Annotated in this window: 11 protein-coding genes and 1 pseudogene; 3 read left to right on the top strand and 9 right to left on the bottom strand. The window is 73.4% G+C overall.

The features are described 5' to 3' along the window. Positions 1-90 precede the first annotated feature (90 nt). Both I6A81_RS42150 and I6A81_RS42145 read right to left on the bottom strand, forming a co-directional pair. On the bottom strand, positions 91-837 hold the full coding sequence (locus I6A81_RS42150) for an SAM-dependent methyltransferase (protein ID WP_203004638.1): 747 nt from the start codon (positions 835-837) through the stop codon (positions 91-93). 301 nt (positions 838-1,138) lie between these two features. Continuing rightward, positions 1,139-2,065 carry an NmrA/HSCARG family protein gene (locus tag I6A81_RS42145; protein WP_307875256.1) on the bottom strand — a complete coding sequence of 309 codons (927 nt, stop codon included), beginning with the start codon at positions 2,063-2,065 and terminating at the stop codon, positions 1,139-1,141. A 122-nt stretch (positions 2,066-2,187) separates the two neighbouring features. Here I6A81_RS42145 and I6A81_RS42140 point away from each other — a divergent pair, with 122 nt between their 5' ends. After that, the gene (locus I6A81_RS42140; RefSeq protein ID WP_203004639.1) at positions 2,188-2,802 is read left to right on the top strand and encodes a TetR/AcrR family transcriptional regulator; all 615 of its coding nucleotides are present in this window, start codon (positions 2,188-2,190) and stop codon (positions 2,800-2,802) included. A gap of 119 nt (positions 2,803-2,921) precedes the next feature. Here I6A81_RS42140 and I6A81_RS42135 read toward each other — a convergent pair whose 3' ends face one another. Continuing rightward, positions 2,922-4,412, bottom strand: coding sequence for an MFS transporter (locus I6A81_RS42135; RefSeq protein ID WP_203004640.1), 1,491 nt, complete (start codon positions 4,410-4,412; stop codon positions 2,922-2,924). Continuing rightward, positions 4,409-5,110, bottom strand: a complete 702-nt coding sequence (locus tag I6A81_RS42130) for a DsbA family oxidoreductase (protein ID WP_203004641.1) — start codon at positions 5,108-5,110, stop codon at positions 4,409-4,411. Before I6A81_RS42130 ends, I6A81_RS42135 begins: the two co-directional genes overlap by 4 nt. Positions 5,111-5,175: 65 nt before the next feature. Here I6A81_RS42130 and I6A81_RS42125 point away from each other — a divergent pair, with 65 nt between their 5' ends. After that, positions 5,176-5,583: a winged helix-turn-helix transcriptional regulator gene (locus I6A81_RS42125; protein ID WP_203004642.1), complete on the top strand. Its 408-nt coding sequence runs from the start codon at positions 5,176-5,178 to the stop codon at positions 5,581-5,583. Between the two features lie 654 nt (positions 5,584-6,237). Here I6A81_RS42125 and I6A81_RS42120 read toward each other — a convergent pair. From I6A81_RS42120 to I6A81_RS42100, 5 genes are all read right to left on the bottom strand, one after another. After that, positions 6,238-8,484 (bottom strand): DUF6541 family protein, encoded by a 2,247-nt coding sequence (locus I6A81_RS42120; protein ID WP_203004643.1) that lies wholly within the window; start codon positions 8,482-8,484, stop codon positions 6,238-6,240. 409 nt (positions 8,485-8,893) lie between these two features. Beyond that, positions 8,894-10,483, bottom strand: a complete 1,590-nt coding sequence (locus I6A81_RS42115) for an ABC transporter permease (protein ID WP_203004644.1) — start codon at positions 10,481-10,483, stop codon at positions 8,894-8,896. After that, positions 10,480-11,466, bottom strand: a complete 987-nt coding sequence (locus tag I6A81_RS42110; RefSeq protein ID WP_203004645.1) for an ABC transporter ATP-binding protein — start codon at positions 11,464-11,466, stop codon at positions 10,480-10,482. Before I6A81_RS42110 ends, I6A81_RS42115 begins: the two co-directional genes overlap by 4 nt. A 47-nt stretch (positions 11,467-11,513) precedes the next feature. Next, positions 11,514-12,164 (bottom strand): TetR/AcrR family transcriptional regulator, encoded by a 651-nt coding sequence (locus I6A81_RS42105; RefSeq protein WP_203004646.1) that lies wholly within the window; start codon positions 12,162-12,164, stop codon positions 11,514-11,516. A 121-nt stretch (positions 12,165-12,285) separates the two neighbouring features. Continuing rightward, the gene (locus I6A81_RS42100) at positions 12,286-13,458 is read right to left on the bottom strand and encodes a hypothetical protein (protein ID WP_203004647.1); all 1,173 of its coding nucleotides are present in this window, start codon (positions 13,456-13,458) and stop codon (positions 12,286-12,288) included. On the opposite strand from I6A81_RS42100, the pseudogene I6A81_RS42095 reads away from it, so the two are divergent. Continuing rightward, a pseudogene (locus tag I6A81_RS42095) lies at positions 13,457-13,646 on the top strand (hypothetical protein); the annotation flags it as partial. The gene I6A81_RS42100 and the pseudogene I6A81_RS42095 overlap by 2 nt on opposite strands.

The raw sequence follows: 13,646 nt of genomic DNA, 5'->3' as shown, positions 1-13,646 counted from the left end.
CCCGCGGCGGGGGGGGGGGGGGGGGGGGGGGGGGGGGGGGGGGGGGGGGGCGGGGGCGCGCCCCCCCCCCCCCCCCGGCGGTGGTGTGGGTCAGCGGCGGGCGAGGAGGAGCAGGCGAGGAGAACCCAGCTCGTACGGGGCGCCATCCGGGCCGGCATGGCGGCCGGTCACGGTGAAGCCCCCCGCTCGCAGGAATCCGGTCAGCTGACCGCTGGTGTAGACGTGGTGCACCGCCGTCGTATCGAGGACCTGGCCGCCGCGGCGGAAGGTGTACCGGCTGAGCAGCCGGCTGTCCGCCAGGTCGTACTCGGTGCGCGCCTCGACCTCGATGTCACCGGTCCGCATGACATCCCGCTCGCCGGTGAAACCCGGCAGGACCGACTCCGCCGTGGCACTGAAGTCGATGACGAGCCCGCCCCCTGGGCGTACGGCGCCGGCGAGCGCGGCGACGAACTCCGCGGTGCCGGCCGGGTCGAGGTACCCGAAGCTGTTGCCCAGGCACACGGCCGCGTCGAACGCGCCCGTCTGTGGAACGTTGCGCATGTCGTCGACGGTGAAATCGACGTCGAGCCCGGCGGTGGCGGCCGCCGCGCGGGCGTGCGTGACCGCCTCCGTCGAGATGTCGACGCCGCTCACCCGGTGGCCCCGGGCGGCGAGCAGCAGGCTGTGCCGGCCGCTGCCACACGGCGCGTCGAGAATCCGCGAGCCGGGAGCCAGCCCCAGCTCGGACACGAGGAAGTCGACGTCCGCGGCGGTCCACTCGGGGGTGGCGGCCCGGCGCCAGAACTCGTTCGGCAGTTCGGTGAAGAAGGTTCGGTACCAGTCTGGATCAGACAACGCGGGTGCTCCGTTTTGAGGTGTGCGTGATCACGGGATCGTTCAGAGACGGAACCCGGGCACACCGAAGGAAGCCGGTGACCCGGGTATCAACCCGGGGCAGGCATGGCTTCCTCCACGGTCACGGTCGGGGAGCACCCCGACGAACTGCGCAGGACACTACCAGCCGGCGTCCCGAGCGCAAGCGGATTTCCCCGGCGTCGGCGCCGCCCGCCGAAGCGGGTCCCGCGTGCCAAGGCCCGCGTGCCAAGGCCCGTACCGAGCCCGGCCCGTCTGGCTCGGCGGTCCCGTCGATGCGCCCTCACGGGTCCTGCCGTCCTGCCCGCGCGGAGGCGAGGAATCCGCTGATCTGGGCTCCGCCGGTCCTGGCGAGCCAGGTGCGGAAGTCCATCAGGTCGGGGTGGATCTGGCGGGTGGTGGGGATGTCGGCGCGCCAGCCGTGTTCGTTCTGCCATGCCACGGCGTACGCGAGGTCCGCGCTGACCTGCCGGACCGCTTCGATCGGGATCTGCGCGTACGACAGCGGCCGCCCGGTGGCCTCGCTGATGGCCGCCGTGATCTGTACCGGTGTCAGTTCGTCGCCGGCCACGTCGATCGTCCGGCCGATCCATTCCCGCGGTCGGGCGAAAGCCAGCGCGGCCAGGGCGGCGACGTCGTCGACGGCGATGATCTGCTGTGGGACGTCGGCGGCGAAGGGCGCGACAACGGCGCCGTCGCGCAGGTAGTAGCCGGCGCTGTAGTTCTCCATGAAGGCAGCCGGCCGCAGAACCGCCGCGGGCAGGTCGAGTCCGGCGACGTGTCGCTCGATGTGCCATTTGCTCGCCACCGCGTGCGGCAGCACCTCGGTCTCGTGTCGGCCGGCCGCGGCGACGGAGGCGTAGAGGAAGAACGGGACACCGGCGGTCCGCGCCGCCTCGGCCACGTTGCCGCCCCAGCGGACCTCGTCGGCCGGGGTGAAGTCCGGCGCCGCGCCGACCGATCCGACAGTCGGCTGGACGCTGAACACGCCGTAGGCGCCCCGCAGCGCCGCGACGAGGGAGTCGATGTCGCCCATCTCGGCGCGCACGATCTCCGCCCCGCTCGCCGCGAGTGCCCTGGCGGGTGCGCCGTCCGGATCGCGGGTCACGGCTCGCACCCGCCAGCCGTCGGCGAGCAGACGCGCCGTCACGGCTCGTCCCTGCAATCCGGTGGCGCCCATCACCACGATCGTCTTTCCTGCCACAGCCACGGTCTCTCCCGACTCTTGGCATACGCCCGCTGGACCACTCGGCCAAATGGGGTGCCCCCCCACTTGACGTGGGTACCATATGTGGAGGACCACCCCGTTTGGCAAGTCCGCAGGAGGCGCCCGTGTACGAGGGCAGTGCCACGTCGACCCCGGCCGGGCGGCCGCTGCGGGCCGACGCGCGGCGCAACTACGACCGGATCCTCGACGCCGCCGGGTCCGCCATCGCCCAGCACGGCGCCGAGGCATCCCTGGAGGACATCGCCCGCAGGGCCGGGGTCGGCTCCGCCACGCTGCACCGGCACTTCCCCTCCCGGCAGACGCTGCTGGAAGCCGTCTTCCGAGACCGGGTCCAGACTCTGTGCGCCACGGCGCGCGACCTGGCCGCCGACCTCGATCCCGAGCGGGCGCTGGTTGCCTGGCTTCGGGCCGTCGCCGTGCACATCGCGTCCAATCGCGGGCTGGCGGCGTCGCTCATGCACGGCGCCCGCGACCCGGCCCGGGACACCACCTGCCACGCGCTGGTGGTGAGCGCGGGCGACGCGCTACTGGCCAACGCCCGCCGGGCAGGCGCTGTACGCCCTGACGTGGCCATCATCGACCTCCTCAAGCTCGCCAACGCGGTCGGTCTGGCCACGGAGCAGGAAGCCGACGGCGCGGCTGAAGCCGAGCGGCTACTGATGCTCTCCATCGACGGAGTGCGTCCCCGCGGCGCCCGCGCGACCAGAACCACCCGCTGAAGAGAAAGGTCCAAGAGAGCATGTGACGGGCATCCTTCTCCCGCGCGCCGAACGTCTAGCCCCGCCCAGAAGCCGGACGCGAAAAGGCCCGCGGCGCGTCCACCCAGTGATAGCGGAACTCAGATGCTGGCCTCCTCGCCTGACCGCGAACTGGCGGCCCTCGCGGTCTCGGGAGGGGTCAGGTCGACCAGGCCGCCCTTGGAGAAGGCGAGCGGGACCGCCAGGGCCCCGAGCAGGCCGATGCCTGCCGCGAACGAGAAGACGGTGACGAATGTCGAGCCGGTCGTCACCCCCTTCGCGGAGGTCCCGGAGGCGATCAGGACCGCCGCCACCTGAGTTCCCACGCATCCGCCGACGGTCCGCGCGATGTTGTTTATGCCATTGGTCGTGCCCATTCGCTCCGGCGGTGCCAGCTCGGCGATCTTCCTGGGCAGGGCCGCCATGACCAGGCCGGATCCCGCGCCGATCACCGTGTAGAACACGACGTGCTCCCAGATGCTGCCGTGGGCACCGGCAAGCAGCGCCGCGCCGACCGTGGTCACCACGAAGCCGACCAGCAGAGGGGCGCGTTGTCCCAGGCGGTGCGCGACGCCGCCCACCGCCATGCTCGCGGGCATGACTATGAGGGCGCCGGGCAGCATGATCAGAGCCGCGACCGTGATGGAGGTGCCAAACCCGTAGCCGCCCGAGTGTTGCGGAGTCTGGGCGTAGCGGGGGAGGGTCACATAGAAGACGTAGGAAACGACGCCGTAGAGGAACGCCGACAGATGCGTGGCCAGCATCGGTCGGTGAGTGAACTCGCGGATGTCAAGCAGTGGGCTGCTCTGGCTCACTTCCAGGAACACCAGCGTGACGGCGAACACCACAGCCAGTCCGAACAGGCCGAGCACCCGGCCGGAGGACCATCCCCAGTCCGGGCCCTGCGTGAGCCCGAGCAGGAGGGCGACCAGGCTCAGGCCCAGCACAAGCGCTCCGGGCAGGTCGAGATCGGCCCAGCTGGCCCGGCGGTACTGGGCATGCCGGGCGGACGGAATCCAGACCAGGACGAGCACAAAGCTGATCATGGCCAGGGCGGCGCCGAGCACGAACAGATAGCGCCAGGAGACGTGGTCCGTCAGCAGGCCGCCGATGACCAGTCCGGCGCCTGCCCCGGCGCCGACGAGCCCGGAGACCATGGCGATCCCGGCCTGCAGCCGCTGGGCGGGCAGCGCCTCCCGGAGGATGGCGAACGCGAGCGGGAGCACCGAGAGCGAACATCCCTGGACCGCCCTCGCGGCGACGAGTTCCCCGATGTTCCGCGCGGCCGCTGCCGCGGCCGTGCCAACGCCGTAGACGGCGAGCACGAGGAGCAGCACGTCGCGTCGGCCGTACTGATCCCCCAGGCGGCCGATGAGCGGAGTGAGCACGGCGCTCGACAGGAGGAGCGCGCTCAGGATCCAGCCGGCCCCAGTCGCGGAGGTGCGCAGATCCCGCTGCAGCACGCCCAGGGCTGGGACAACGAGCGTCTGCATCAGCGCGTACCCGAAGACCGCGGCGACCACCGCGACGAGCACCCGCGCCGAGCCGGCCGGCGGGGCCGTCGCGTCCGCGGTAGTCGTGCCGCCGCTCACCGCGCACCCTCCCGCGTCGCGCTCGCGATGACATGTTCCAGAGCGAACCGGATGGTGCCGGCCGATTCCGTGCCGGAGATCAGCCACCGGCCGTCCACGAGGAGGGTGGGCACGCCGCCCACCCCGAGGGCGACGGCCAGCCGCTCGTCGGCGGCGACCTCGCCGGCGAACTCGCCTCCGGCGAGAACGGCGCGCACCCGCTCGGCTGGCAGGCCGACTTCCTCGCCGAGCGACGCGAGTGCGCTCGGGTCGGCGATTGGCTGGCCCTCGGCCCAGTAGGCGCGGTACAGCCGCTCGACGAGACGGTCCTGGAGCCCGTGGAACGCGGCGAGATGCACCAGCCGATGGGCGTCGTTGGTGTTACCCGGGCGGACGATGTCGGGGCGGAAGGGCAACCCCTCGGAGGCCGCCGTGACGGCGATGCGGCCCACCGCCGCCCGCCCAGCCTCCCTGCTGCCATTGAACCGGGTCAGGTAGTCGTAGAGATCCCCGCCACCGCGCTGAGCGGTTGGACGTGGGTCGAGCTCGAAGCCGCGCCAGCGCACCCGCGCGGCGCTGGGATCAGCGAGTCCGGCGAGCGCGGTCGAGACACGATGCCGGCCGACGTAGCAGTGTCCGCAGGCGAAGTCCGACCAGATGTCGATCCCCAGTGGTTCGCTCCGCTGGGCGGCGGGAGCGGTCAGTCGTGATGCCTCCATGCGGCGGGACGATAGGGGGGCGGGCTAACTTCTAGAAAGCCCATACCTGATGGTAAGCTCCCGGTGTGGAAGTTGGTGTCCAGCTCGTGGCCGCTCTGCGCGATGGCCAGAGTGATGTATTCGACAGGGACTGTCTCGGGCGTGTTGTGCTCAACCACCTCACCAGCCGTTGGGGCCTGCTTGTCCTGGTGGCGTTGCGGGACGGCCCGATGCGGTTCTACGAGCTGCGGAACCTCGTCGACGGGGTCAGCGAGAAGATGCTGTCCCAGACGTTGCGTACCCTTACCCGGGACGGGTTGCTAGCCCGGGAGGTCATGGCCACGAGCCCCCCGAGCGTGCGCTATGCCCTGACTCCCCTCGGCGTGGACGCCGCCGAACCACTCCAGCAGGTCCTGCAGTGGGTGCGCCGCAACGCGACGACGGTCTGTAGATCGCAGGAGAGCTACGACGAACAGAACCATGGAGACGCCTGAACCCCGACCAGATCAGCACGCGATCCCGTACCGAGCCACCCACTCATCGCCGACGAAACCGATCAGCCCAGCAAGCGCGACCGCGGGAAGGTGTGAAACGGCACTCCTCCGCCCTTTCCGTCGTGCCGGGGCCTCGGCCGTTGCGGCGGACTCCGGACCGGTGATGCGGGCGAGCAGCGGTGGCGTCGAGGCGATGCCCTCGAGTACAGCGCGATACCGCTAAGGATCTTCGTACATGAGGAACTCTCCGCCGGCAGTGAAGAGTTCTCTCGCGTCGTGGATGTCGTTTCTTTCGGCCGGTGGTCTTCCGGTCAGAACGAGTCAAATGGTGCTGGGTGGCCGTTCCGACCGCGAAGTTGGTACGGGCCGGGTGGGGTTTGGCCGGGCAGGGCGGAGGAACGGCCCGCGGCCCGGCTGTGACCGACCAGCGCTGGATGGCGCGACGTGGACACGGTGGCTCCTCGCCGCGGACCGGGCGGCCGCCTGGCACGGCCGTCGGCGACTGGCACATGGTCCCCGGGCTGAAGGCCGGGCGGGTATCCGCCTCGAGATCCTGGAAGGTCGTGGCCGCGTCGCGGCGCGGTCGGCCCGGCGGCCCGGGTCCGGCCTCGCGGGCCGTGCCCGGGCCGCCGGCCGTGGGACGACTCGCCCAGCTCAGCTTGCCGCGAGTTCGACGTCGAGGGTGGGCTGTACCCGCGCGGCGAGCCACTCCGCTCCGCCGCCGTGCGATCCGCCGCCGTCCGTGCCGCCCGGCAGCCGCCGCCAGCCGAGGCCAGGCGCCAGCAGGGACAGGTCCCCGGCCGCGCGCCGGACCAGCGGGAACCGTTCCTCCCACCCGCCAGCGCTCTGGCCGACGCCGTCGGCGAACCCCACGACGAGTTCGGCGGGCAGCGACTGGCCGTCGGCGGTGAGCACGCCGGGCCCGCCGGCGCCTTCGGCCGTGAGGACGAAGGTGGCGGTGAACGCCCCGCCGGCCGTTGGCTGGGCCAGCGCCAGGGACCGGACCTCGCTGCCCAGCCGGGCGTAGAGCCGCGCGCCGGGGCCGGCGCCGAAGCCGTTGGCCGTGCCGCCGTTGGCCGTGCCGCCGCTGGTCGCGCCACCGGTCGTCGCGCCGGTGCTGGCCGCGCCGCCGGTGGTGGCGGCGCCAGTGGTGTCCGGGGGCCGCGCGGTCACCCGGACCTCGATGCGCGTCCCGGCGACCCGGCGCAGCGGGACGAACGAGCCCCGGTAGCTGCCGGGGACGTCCGCGTCGACGAGCTCACCCGGGCGGATCCGGTAGATCGCCCGGTCGGGCATCCGGTCGGGTAGCGCGGCGATGCCGGGGCCGATGTCCGCGGCGTAGACGATCGGCCCGTCCAGCCCGGGGGAGTTGCGCAGCGTGTGGTACGGGACCTGGGTGTACTGGCTGGGCACCGGGGGCGTTACCACGACGAGGGCCGGGCCGGGCAGGTCGTCCGGGACGAGCGCGGCCAGGAAGTCGTTGCCCTCGTTGACACCGTGCTGCATGTCGATCCTCGCCGGCAGCGTCGGCACGGTGAGCGCGACCAGCCCGGCCGCGGCGAGGGCCAGGACGGTGGGCCGCGCGAGGCGCGCTCCGTGGGCGGGGCGCGCCCGGCGGCGCGCCGCCGGGGTCCGCGCCGCGAGCAGCGCCCACAGCCAGCGGGCGCCGGCGGCCGCGAGGATGACGACCGGGGTGAAGCCGGCCAGGTGGTAGTGCGGGCCGAGACCGTTGCGCAGGCCCGGCCCGGCGAACGCCGAGCCCCACCAGAAGAAGTAGCCGACCAGCACCGCCGCGGTCGTCGCGAGCAGCAGGAGGCGTTCGGCCCGTCGCCGGGGGGCCGCGAGGCCCACGGCGGCGAGCGCGATCAGGCCCATCCCGCCGAAGTACCAGCTCGGAGCCGCCTGGAGGGTGTCCCAGAACGCCACCTCGGCGAGGTGGCGGGTGAACGGGAAGCTCGGCTCGGAGGGCAGGATGCGCCGCGGGCCGAAGCCGAACGTGTCCAGCGGGTCGGAGGCCGACAGCGGCAGGCGCAGCGGCGAGCCCGTCACATGCCAGCAGTAGGCGAACAGGACTACTGCCAGCGGGGCGACGCCCAGGGCGGCCCAGCCTGTGCGGGTCGCCAGCTCCCGCGGCGCCCGCCACCGCCGCGCGGCCACGAACAGCGCGATCGGCGCCACGACGAGGACGGTGTCGAACGGCCGGATGAGCAGCGCGAACCCGACGAGCGCGCCCCCGCCGACCAGCGCGGGCCGTGTCCCGGTGCGCGCCCCGCGCAGCAGCAGGGCGCTGGCGAGCGTGAGCACGGCCGCGCAGCAGGCGTAGGCGAGCGGAAGCGCGGTGTGCAGCAGGACGAGCGGGGACAGCGCGAGCAGCACGGCGGCGGCCAGCGCCGTCCAGGTGTCGTCGAACAGCTCGCGGGCGAGCAGGTAGGCGCCGACGACCCAGCACGCCGCGACCGCGGCGGGGGCGACGGCCATCGTGCCGAACACGGCCTGGGAGGCGGCGAGCAGCGCCGGCCAGCCGGGCAGGTACTTCGTGAAGACGTGGCCGCCGTGCACGCCGGTCAGCCACGGCTGGAAGAACGGCTGCGTCGTCGCGGCATCCAGGGTGAGCCGCCCGTCGAGCAGCATCCGCGCCTGCAGGACGTAGGCGGCCTCGTCGGCGTCGCCGGAGCCCTGCGGGTAGAGCACGGCCTGCAGGACGAGGCTGCCGACGAAGGAGCAGACCGCGAGCACCAGAACGGCGACGGCCGGCGCGCTGATCCGGATCCCGCGGGCCCGCGCGAGCAGTCCTGGTGCCAGCCCGGTGGGCGGGCCGTCGTGCCCTGGTCGGGCCGGGCGGCCCGGTCCGCCGGGAAGGGTGTCGGGTGCTGGTGAGCCGATCGGTGTTTCGAGGGTCATCGCGAGGCGTGGGCTCCGGAGGGGGCCGTCCTGGTCGCCTCACGGCCCCGGCGCTGAGCGTCTCCGGTCATGTGTCCGTCCCATCCGTCGCAGGTCGCCGCGTGCGGCTTGAATCCCCCCTACTGGCTCGAAACCCCCCAAATCCCGCTGTTCGTGCCAGGCAGGATGATAGGTAACGGTCCTGACCTGGACGGAAACGGGCAGCGACGACGGGGCGGCCGGCGGATCGCCGGTCACCGGATGGTGGTGCGCGGCCCGCGCCGATCGCGTCGCATCCCTTGCGCGACAGGGCGCGCGACCGGATCCGCTCCTCGGACTGGTCATCCGGCCGGGGCGGGGGCGTTACGGCGCGCCGCGGCGGACGTCACCGCGCGCGAGCGGTGACGTCCGCGGGCTGCCTGGCCGGGTATCAGGCGATGTCGCGGCGGCGGAACCCGGTGAACGCGACGACGAGGAACAGCGCGGTGACGCCCGCGAGCCAGCCCAGGCCGGCCCAGCCGGGTGCCGCGGCGGTCACGTTCGGGACGTGGCGCAGCGGGCTGATGCCCAGGGCCCAGCCGGGGAGGTCGAACGTCGGCCCGAGCAGCGTGAGCCCGAAGGTCGCGACGACGCCGAGCCAGCCGACGAGCCGGCGGCTGGGCGCGGCGCCCACCGCGGCGAGCGCGAGCGCGACGAGAACCCACACCGCGGGGATGGTCACCAGCGCCTGGGTGACGACGTCGCCGGCGGAGACCGTGTCCTGCCGGGCGGCGGCGACCACGCCGAGCGCCGTACCGGCGACCACGAGGGCGACCGCGGGCGCGGCGAAGGCGACGACGGCGTTGCTGGCCAGGTACACCGGGCGCCGCAGCGCGCCGGCGAGCAGCGGCTCGACCCGGTGGTCGACCTCCTCGGCGTGGATCCTGAAGACGACCTGCACGCCCGTCACGGCGGCGATGACGCCGACGAGGCGCAGGATCGTGACGACGAACGCGAACGTCAGCCGGGAGGGGTCGGTGGTGCCGGCGGCGAGCAGGTCCGCCAGGGCGGGATTGTCGCCGAGGACGCCGTCGAGGGAGGTGGCGAGGTTGCCGAAGACCACGCCGAGGCCGGCGAACGCGACCAGCCACGCCGCGAGCGTCCCGCGGTGCAGCCGGAGCGCCAGACCCCACACGTTCGCCGCCGTGCCGCCCCGGGTGGCGCCGGGCCGGGGCACGATCATCCCGAACCCGAAGTCGCGGCGGCCGTGCAGCGCGAATCCGGCGAGCACGAGGACGACCGTGAGCGCGAGCGCGGCGAGCAGGGGCCACGGGTCGTTGTCGGTGGCCGGCCGGGTCCGCGACAGCCAGCCGAGCGGGGTCGTCCAGGAGGTCCAGCCGGGTGTGTCACTGGAGTCGAGGTAGCCGCGGATCACGTAGCACAGGCCGAGCACGGCGACCGCGAGGCCGCTGGCGGTCCGGGCATCCGAGCCGAGCTGGGCACAGATCGCCGCCACCCCGGCGAACACCAGGCCCGAGGCGGTGAACGTCGCCGACAGTGTCAGGGAGGCGAGCGCGCCGCCGCCGCAGGCGATGGTGACCAGGAAGCTCACCACGCCGAGAGCGGCGGAGGCGGCGGCGGCCATCAGCACGGCGACGGCCAGCCTGGCCTGGCGCCCGAGCACCCCCGAGGCGAGCAGCTCGGCCTGGCCGGAGTCCTCGTCGGCGCGGCTGTTGCGGATCACGATGAGGATCGCCATCATCCCCGCGAAGAACGCGCCCAGGGCGCCCGCGCGCCACGCGTTGAAACCGTCGGCGGTCATCAGGTCCCGCGCGGGTCCGAAGACCAGTGACAGCGCGGGGTTCCCGGCCAGGGTGGCCGCCAGCTCCGCCCGGTCCGCGGCGTCGGGGAAGATCCAGGAGTAGGCGAGGATCGAGGAGGCGGACAGCGCCGAGATCAGCGCGACCCAGGGCGCGATCTGGCGGGCGTCCTGGCGCAGCGCCACCTTCAGCAGGGCGCGGGTACCGGTGAACGCCGTCATGGCCGGGCCTGCCGCGGGAGGGCACTGCCGGCGCGGGCGTGGCCGGCGTCGGGGCGGCCGGGGTCGTCGTGGTCGGCGGCGGTCTCGTAGTGGCTGAGGAACAGGTCCTCCAGCGAGGCCGGGGCGACGGTCAGCGCCGACAGCTGGTGCGGCACCAGCGCGGCCAGCGCGGCGTTGAGCTGGTCGGGGTCGATCGAGCCGGTGAGCCGGGCGCCGTCGAGCCGGGCGTCGCGGATGCCCGGCAGGTGGCCGAGGTCCGCGGGCGGCCGGGACAGCGTTGCGGTGATCTTCACCTGGGTCTGTCCGCGCAGCTCCCGCAGGGTGCCGGTCCGCACGACGCGCCCCTGCCGGATGATGCTGACGCGGTCGGCGAGCGCCTCGACCTCGCTGAGGATGTGGCTGGACAGCAGCACGGTGCGGCCCTGTGCCTTCTCCCGCGCGATCTCGTCCTGGAAGACCGCCTCCATCAGGGGGTCCAGGCCGGAGGTGGGCTCGTCGAGGATGAGCAGCTCGGCCCGGGAGGCGAGCGCGGCGACGATGGCGACCTTCTGCCGGTTGCCCTTGGAGTACTGCCGGCCGCGCTTGGTCGGGTCGAGCTCGAACCGGTCGACCAGCTCCGCGCGCCGGGTCTCGTCGAGCCCGCCGCGCAGGTTGCCCAACAGGTCGATCGCCTCCCCGCCGGACAGCGCCGGCCACAGGACGACGTCCCCGGGCACGTAGGCGAGGCGCCGGTGCAGGCCGACGACGTCTTGCCACGGGTCGCCGCCCAGCAGCTCGACGGTGCCGGCGCCCGCGCGCAGCAGCCCCAGCAGCACCCGGATGGTGGTCGACTTCCCGGCTCCGTTGGGGCCCAGGAACCCGTGGACCTCGCCGCGGGCGACCGTCAGGTCGAGCCCGTCCAGCGCGGTGAAGGAGCCAAACCGCTTCACCAGTCCCTCGATGCGGATCGCCGGCTGGGCCGCCGGCGCGTGCGCGACGTTCATGGATGAGCTCTTTCCTGGAAGGCGGGACCGGATCGCGCGAGGGGTGGTCAGGCGGGCGGGTTACCCGCCGCCTGGTGGGGGGCGGGAAGCTCGCCGAGGAGGTATCGGGTGATCGTGGGTGTCACCGCGGCCGCCAGCGCGTCGGCCGGCATGCTGGCCAGCGGTTCGACGGCCAGGACCCTGCGCCCCACGGCGAGGCCGATCATCTGGCTGGCCACCAGTTCGATCCGCAACGCCGCCTCGGCGGGGTCGACGCCACCGAGCAGCCTGCTCGCCGCCGTCCGTACCACGGTGGCCGTGAGGAACTCGCGCAGCAGGCTCGTGGATTCCTGCCGGGCGAGGGCGGTGCGCAGGAAGCTCACCATCGCGGGCCCGGTCTCGGGGTCGTCCCACACCCGCAGGAACGTGCGCACCAGCCGCTCGGGCGCCTGCTCGACCCCGGCGGCGAAGATCTCCTTCACCAGTTCCTCGGGCTGGATCGGCATCTCCATGGCCGCGCGGAACAGCCCCTCCTTGGAACCGAAGTAGTGGTGCACCAGCGCGGGGTCGACCCCGGCGCCGGTGGCCACCGACCTGATCGAGGTCCCCGCGAACCCGCGCTCGGCGAACAACGCCCGTGCGGCACGCAGGATCTCGGCGCGGGTCTCCGGCTGCCCCGGACGCCGGCCCACGCGCCTGGGCGCCTCGTCGATCGGCATCCCGGCCTCCCAGATTTCAACGCCCGATGAGTTAAGGCTAGCGAGTGGAGGCTCAAAACTCAACAGACGATGAAAAACGGTGGCCCGCCTCGAACCGCGGCCGTGCGCTGGATTTGGCGATCTAGATGGATATGGCGATGAGGACCGCGGAGCAGGCCCACACGACGGCGAGAGCGGCGCCCGGCAGTCGAAGCCGGCCAGGGGCGTCGAGCAGCGCGATGGCGGCGAACACGTGCACGTCGGCGAGCTGGCGGAAGAAGGCGGGCGTGCGCAGCACGAAGCTGGACAGGCAGACAGCGAGCAGCAGCGCGAGCGCCCCGCCGACCTTCACCTCGGTCGCGCCGCCGAGGCGGCGAAGCCGGGCGGCCGCGAGCCCAGCCAGGGCGCACAGGACCACGAACTGTCCCAGCGCAAGCAACGCCGGCGCCTGGCCAGGGGGCGACGTCGCGTCGCGAAGCCAGCCCAGCATCGAGGGCAGCAGCCCGGCCAGGGGCACCGTCATGTTGTCCCCTGATCCGGTACGTACCGGGAGCGCGCCCGTTTCCGCGGCGACCACCGCCTGCCAGAGCCCGAAACCGATGACGGGCAACAGCCAGGCGCTGGCGTCCGCGGCGCGCGACGCCGTCCGTCGCGTGCGCACCTCGGCCAGGTGCGCGGCGGCGATTCCGACGGCGGCGAGCAGGGCGGTCTCCCGGCTCAGGACCGCGACAGTCAGGCAGGCGCCGGCGAGCACCGGCCGTTTCCGGCGCCAGGCAAGAAATCCCGCGACCGCGAAAGCCGCGGCGACGATCTCGGTGAGGTCCCGGCCGAGGCTGAACAGGAATCCGGGAAATCCAGCGAGCAGCACGCCCCAGAGCGGATGCCTGCCGGCGTCGCGGGCGACCATGCCGCCCAGCAGGCCGAGCGCGGCCAACGCGAGGACGTTGGCCGCCACCAGGGCGACCGGCACCCACCGTGCCTGCCCGGCGGCGAGCAGCCAGGCGATCGTCGGATAGCCAATTCGTTGGGCACGCAGCGGAGAGTCGATGACGATGCCCCGCGCATGGGTGCGCAGGTCGTAGGGCGCGAGACCGAGCCGGTAGGCGAACTGGCCGTCGTACCCGTCGCCGGGGAAGACGTGCAGCCCTGGAGGTGGCTTCTGCGTGTCGACGTAGGTGCTGCCGACAACGGCGAACCGGGTGATGTCGCTGTCCCCGATCGCCAGCAGGCGCCCGACCACCACCGCCAGGGCCAGGCCGAACATGACCACGCAGGGCAGCAGCACGTGCTGGCTGCCGCGAGGCAGGCAGGTCATGGCCGGTTCCCCGACCGTCGCCGGCGTCAGTCGCCTGCTCGGCGCCGGAGTCGCCTCGTGGGCGGCTGGCGGCCCGCTCACCCGTCGGCCCGGGCCGCCGCCGGCGGCCCCCAACCGCCGCAACCTCTTCATCGCGGGTGGCGCGATCGGCGTGGTCCTGATCGTCCTGTTCGTGGTCCTCGGGGTGC

Source organism: Frankia nepalensis (assembly GCF_016786325.1).
Taxonomy (GTDB): Bacteria; Actinomycetota; Actinomycetes; order Frankiales; family Frankiaceae; genus Pseudofrankia; species Pseudofrankia nepalensis.
This window is presented reverse-complemented; position numbering and strand designations above follow the sequence as displayed.

Coding starts and splice junctions, on each gene's coding strand:
- I6A81_RS42130 (WP_203004641.1), bottom strand. CDS start 5,110: ATGGAGGCATCACGACTGACCGCTCCCGCCGCCCAGCGGAGCGAACCA.
- I6A81_RS42120 (WP_203004643.1), bottom strand. CDS start 8,484: ATGACCCTCGAAACACCGATCGGCTCACCAGCACCCGACACCCTTCCC.
- I6A81_RS42115 (WP_203004644.1), bottom strand. CDS start 10,483: ATGACGGCGTTCACCGGTACCCGCGCCCTGCTGAAGGTGGCGCTGCGC.
- I6A81_RS42110 (WP_203004645.1), bottom strand. CDS start 11,466: ATGAACGTCGCGCACGCGCCGGCGGCCCAGCCGGCGATCCGCATCGAG.
- I6A81_RS42105 (WP_203004646.1), bottom strand. CDS start 12,164: ATGCCGATCGACGAGGCGCCCAGGCGCGTGGGCCGGCGTCCGGGGCAG.
- I6A81_RS42100 (WP_203004647.1), bottom strand. CDS start 13,458: ATGACCTGCCTGCCTCGCGGCAGCCAGCACGTGCTGCTGCCCTGCGTG.